Annotated in this window: 5 protein-coding genes and 1 tRNA gene; all 6 read left to right on the top strand. The window is 70.2% G+C overall.

The window, feature by feature from the left end; genetic code table 11:
* Positions 1 to 79 precede the first annotated feature (79 nt).
* Complete coding sequence (cmk, locus tag VM306_RS21005; RefSeq protein WP_325517613.1) at positions 80 to 766, top strand: (d)CMP kinase; 687 nt, start codon at positions 80 to 82, stop codon at positions 764 to 766.
* A gap of 26 nt (positions 767 to 792) precedes the next feature.
* Entirely contained in the window at positions 793 to 1,395 is a 603-nt protein-coding gene (locus VM306_RS21000; RefSeq protein ID WP_325517610.1) for a lysophospholipid acyltransferase family protein, read from the top strand.
* The gene (der, locus tag VM306_RS20995; protein ID WP_325517608.1) at positions 1,392 to 2,813 is read left to right on the top strand and encodes a ribosome biogenesis GTPase Der; all 1,422 of its coding nucleotides are present in this window, start codon (positions 1,392 to 1,394) and stop codon (positions 2,811 to 2,813) included. The genes VM306_RS21000 and der overlap by 4 nt, the downstream gene beginning before the upstream one ends.
* 74 nt (positions 2,814 to 2,887) lie before the next feature.
* Positions 2,888 to 3,508, top strand: a complete 621-nt coding sequence (locus tag VM306_RS20990; protein ID WP_325517605.1) for a response regulator transcription factor — start codon at positions 2,888 to 2,890, stop codon at positions 3,506 to 3,508.
* A complete protein-coding gene (locus VM306_RS20985; RefSeq protein WP_325517603.1) occupies positions 3,505 to 4,617 on the top strand; it encodes a sensor histidine kinase in 1,113 nt (370 codons plus the stop codon). The genes VM306_RS20990 and VM306_RS20985 overlap by 4 nt, the downstream gene beginning before the upstream one ends.
* Positions 4,618 to 4,789: 172 nt before the next feature.
* Positions 4,790 to 4,863, top strand: a tRNA-Pro gene (locus VM306_RS20980).
* Positions 4,864 to 4,904 lie beyond the last annotated feature (41 nt).

Raw genomic sequence — 4,904 nt, 5'->3', positions numbered from 1 at the left:
GTGAGCGTCCGCACCAGGCACAATGAGCACCGTGGGCGTCTCGGAGGGAGCTGTGGTGGGCCAGGGGCAGTTGCGCGGCGTGGTGGCACTCGACGGACCGTCCGGCACCGGGAAGTCCACCGTCGCGAAGCGCCTCGCGATGGCGCTGGGCGCGCGCTACCTCGACACCGGCTCGATGTACCGGGCGATCACGGTGGCCGTGCTGCGCGCCGGCGTCGACCCCGCCGACGAGGTCAAGGTCGCCGAGGTCGCGGGCAACGCCGTGCTCGTCGTCGGCACCGACCCCGCGAGGCCGGGCATCACCCTGGACGGCGACGACGTCTCTGCCGAGATCCGCGGGCCCGAGGTGACGCTGGCGGTCTCGCCGGTGTCCGCCGCCGGGCACGTGCGGGAGCTGCTCGTGGCCCAGCAGCGCGCGATCATCGCGGACGCGCTGGACCACGTGGGCGGGATCGTCGTCGAAGGACGCGACATCGGCACCGTCGTGTCGCCCGACGCCCCGTTGAAGGTCTACCTGACGGCGTCGGCGGACGCGCGGGCCGCGCGCAGGACCAAGCAGGACAACGCCGCCGGCCGCAAGTCCACTGTGGACGCCGTGCTGGCCGACGTGCGGCGCCGCGACAACTACGACTCGTCGCGCGCGGTGTCGCCGTTGAAGGCGGCCGACGACGCGGTCGAGGTCGACACCACCGAGCTCGACCTCGCGGGCACCGTGGACGCGTTGCTGGACCTCGTCGAGCGCCGCGGGCTGCGGGTGACGGGGTGACCCTTCCCGCCGGGAGCCTGCCGTGGATGACCGACCTCGGCAGGTGGATCGCGCGAGTGCCGTACGCCTGGCAGTTCCGGATTCGGGTCCACGGCCGCGACCGCGTACCCTTGAACGGCGGCGTGGTCGTCGTCGCCAACCACAGCTCGATGGCTGACGGACCGATCCTGTTCGGTGTGCTGCCCCGGCGCGTGACGTTCCTGATCAAGCAGGAGATGTTCCAAGGCGTCGCCGGCTACCTCCTGGGCAAGATCGGTCAGATCCCCGTCAAGCGCGGTGAGGCCGACCGCACGGCGCTGACCAGCGCGTTGTCCGTGCTCAAGGCCGGTGGGGTGATCGGGGTGTTCCCCGAGGGCACCCGTGGAGAGGGCGACGTGGCGAACGCGCAGAACGGCGCGGCGTGGCTGGCCAAGACGTCGGACGCGATGGTGCTGCCGGTCGCCTGCCGCGGGACCTACCAGGCCAAGGGCTTCCGGCCCGAGGTCGACGTGCTGATCGGTGAGCCGTTCCACCTCCCCGCGGGGAAGGGACGAGCCGCCCTGGGCGTTGCCACCGAGCAGGTGCGCGACCGCCTGGCGACACTGGTCGCCGAACTGGATGGACATCGCAAGAGTGAGGGAAGACGATGACGGACCTGGACGGCACCTGGGAGGACGAGGCCGACTGGTCAGCCTTCGACGGCCTCGACTCCTCCGACGGCGAGGAAGGCGCACCCCCGCAGCCCGTGCTCGCGGTGGTCGGACGACCGAACGTCGGCAAGTCCACGCTGGTCAACCGCATCATCGGCCGCCGAGAGGCCGTGGTGCAGGACGTACCGGGCGTGACGCGTGACCGCGTGGCGTACGACGCGCTGTGGAACGGCCGCAAGTTCACCGTGGTCGACACGGGCGGCTGGGAGCCGGACGCGCAGGGCCTGCAGGCCTCCGTGGCCGCGCAGGCCGAGCTCGCGATGGCGACCGCCGACGTGATCCTCCTGGTCGTGGACGCCTCAGTGGGCGCGACGACGACCGAGGAGGCCGTCGCGAAGGTCCTGCGCCGCTCCAAGAAGCCGGTGATCCTCTGCGCGTCCAAGGTGGACGACGACCGCCTGACGGCGGACGTCGCGTCGCTGTGGTCGCTGGGCCTCGGCGAGCCGGTCCCGGTCTCCGGCCTGCACGGCCGAGGCTCCGGCGACCTGCTCGACGTGATCCTCGCGAAGCTGCCGGAGACCCCGCGCGACGACTTCGGCGCCGGCAACGGCGGCCCGCGCCGCGTCGCGCTCGTCGGCAAGCCGAACGTGGGCAAGTCGTCGCTGCTGAACCGCCTGACCGGCGAGAACCGCGCGGTCGTCGACTCGGTCGCGGGCACCACGGTCGACCCGGTCGACTCGCTCGTGGAGCTCGACGGCGAGGTCTGGCGCTTCGTCGACACCGCCGGCCTGCGCAAGCGCGTGAAGTTCGAGAGCGGCGCCGAGTACTACGCCTCGCTGCGCACCAAGTCCGCGATCGAGACCGCCGAGGTCGCGATCGTGCTGCTGGACGCCCACGAGCCGTTGTCCGAACAGGACCTCCGCGTGCTGACGATGGTGGTCGAGTCGGGCCGCGCGTGCGTGCTGGCGTTCAACAAGTGGGACCTCGTCGACGAGGACCGCCGCAACGAGATGGTCCGCGAGCTCGAACGCGGCCTGGTGCGCGTGCCGTGGGCCGACAAGGTCAACATCTCGGCCCTGACCGGCCGCTCGGTCCACAAGCTCGCCCCGGCCCTGCGCACGGCGCTGAACTCGTGGGACACCCGAGTCCCGACCGGCCGCCTGAACCAGTGGCTGACGGAGCTGATCTCCGCGACCCCGCCGCCCGTCCGCAGCGGCAAGCAGCCCAAGGTGCTGTTCGCGACCCAGGCCTCGACCCGCCCGCCGACGTTCGTGCTGTTCACGACCGGTTTCCTCGAGGCGGGCTACCGCCGCTTCATCGAGCGCAGGCTGCGCGAGGAGTTCGGCTTCGAGGGCAGCCCGGTCCGCATCTCCGTGCGCGTGCGCGAGAAGAAGAAGGCCGGCGCCGGCAAGAAGTAGTTCCCCAGGACCACCTGGGTGACCTATTTGCCCTTTGGCAGTGCGTGCGGTTGGTTGGGTTGGTGGCCGTACGCGTGGTGCTAGCCGACGACGAGGCCCTGCTGCGGCGGGGCCTCAAGGTCCTCCTGGAAGCCGACGGGCGGGTGGAGGTGGTCGGCGAGGCGTCCGACGGCGCCGAACTCGTGGAAGTGGCCCTGGCCCACCTCCCCGACGTCGCCCTGGTGGACGTGCAGATGCCCGGCGTGGACGGCCTGGAGGCAGTCCGCCGCCTGAGAACGTGGGCCACCCCGCCCGCCATCGCCGTGCTGACCACGTTCGACCTGGACGACTACGTGGCAACGGCCCTGGACCTCGGCGCCCAGGGTTTCCTGCTGAAAGACGCAGAACCGGAAACCCTGGTCCGCGCCGTGGTCGACCTGGCAGCGGGCGGAGCAGTCCTGGACCCGCGCATCACCGCCCGCCTGCTCCCGCGCCTGCGCGGTTTCCGGGCCAACCGCCAGCTCGACTCCCTCTCAGCACGCGAACGCCAAGTGCTGGAACTGGTCGCCAGCGGCCGCTCGAACCACGCGATAGCCGGAGAACTCTGCCTGTCCGAGGCGACGGTGAAGAGCTACGTCTCCACCGTCCTGACAAAACTGGGAGTGGAGAACCGGGTGCAGGCGGCTCTGGTCGCCCACCAGGTCGGTGTGTGGTGAAGACGCTCCTGCGCGAACTCCTCACCGTGCTGGTGACCGCGGGCGTGGTCCTCCTGACCGAGGACCGCCCTTTCCCGTGGTCACTGTGGACAGCCGTAGCCGCCTCCCTGCTCCTCCCCGTAGGCCTGCGCTGGCCCTGGCTGGCCACCCTGCTCTGCGTCCCGGCAGTGGCAGGAGGCCTGGGCTGGGCCCCGGCCCTGGTGGCCCAATACCGCCTGGGCCGCGAGGAGAAGTCGATCCCGATCCAGCTCTTCTGGGTAGCACTCCTGACAGCCGCCACAATCGCCCCGGCCCTGCTGACCGAGTCGATCCCCCTGGGCCCCCTGCTCCTGGCCGTCGCGTTCGCCTTCGGCCTGGCAGCAGCCCCCACAGCCCTCGGCGCACTGGTGACCACCCGCAAAGACCTCACCCAGTCGCTGTACGAAACCCGCCGAGCCCGAGCAGCAGAACTGGAAGCCCAGGAAACCTCCGCACGAGCCGCCGAACGAGCCCGGATAGCCCGCGAGATCCACGACTCGGTAGGCCACCACGCCACCCTGATAGCCGTGGAGTCAGCAGCCCTGGCCGCCACCGCAGCCGACCCGTCCGTAAGAGAAACCGCGCTGCGCTTACGTTCCCTGGCAAAGGAATCCCTGTCAGAGATGCGAGCAGCCCTGGGCTTGCTGAACTCCGACACCTCCTACCCGTCAGTGCAGGAACTGGTAGACCGAGCCCGAGTAGCCGGCGTCTCCGTGACGCTGTCGGAAACAGGCGACGCCGCCCTTTCACCGGCAATCTCCCGAGCCCTCTTCCGAGTGGTCCAGGAAGCCCTGACAAACGTGACGAAACACGCCCCGGGCGCCGCGGTGACGGTGACGGTGGACAGAGCCTCACCGGTACGGGTCTCAGTGGTGAACGGCCCAAGCGCCCTGCCACCGTCAGACGACAGAGGCGGCGCGGGCCTGCACGGCCTGTCCGAACGAGTCCGCCTGGCAGGTGGCACCCTGACCACGTCGTACAGGGCAGACGGCGGCTTCAGCGTCAGCGCGGTCCTACCGCCCGGTAAGTCGAAGGTTGACGGACAAGACTCGACTTTCGGAGGTGGTGTTGTGGGGCGGCCCCCCGCATAGTGGGAGTGTCGGTCGAGGATCGGGGGATCGGTCGGGCCGAGGGACGCGGGGACCCGAACTTCGGGTCCCCGCCGTATATCCGCAGGTCCGGCCCGGTGGTGGCCCCCGTTTTTGATCTCTGTCCACGGTGTTGTAGGATTCTTCCTGCACGCCGGGGAACCGGGAGTGTGGCCGGGACGTGGCGCAGTTTGGTAGCGCACTTGACTGGGGGTCAAGGGGTCGCAGGTTCAAATCCTGTCGTCCCGACGGTCTGAATCAGCCCGCTGATTCTGGGTGAAAGCCCAGGT

The organism is Lentzea sp., assembly GCF_035525475.1.
In the GTDB taxonomy this organism is placed as follows: Bacteria; Actinomycetota; Actinomycetes; order Mycobacteriales; family Pseudonocardiaceae; genus Lentzea.
Note: the sequence above shows the minus strand (reverse complement) of the source record. Positions and strands in the feature narration are given on the sequence as shown.

Bases quoted from the DNA above. Each gene is read 5' to 3' on its own strand.
- der (WP_325517608.1), top strand. From the start codon at position 1,392: ATGACGGACCTGGACGGCACCTGGGAGGACGAGGCCGACTGGTCAGCC.
- VM306_RS21000 (WP_325517610.1), top strand. From the start codon at position 793: ATGACCGACCTCGGCAGGTGGATCGCGCGAGTGCCGTACGCCTGGCAG.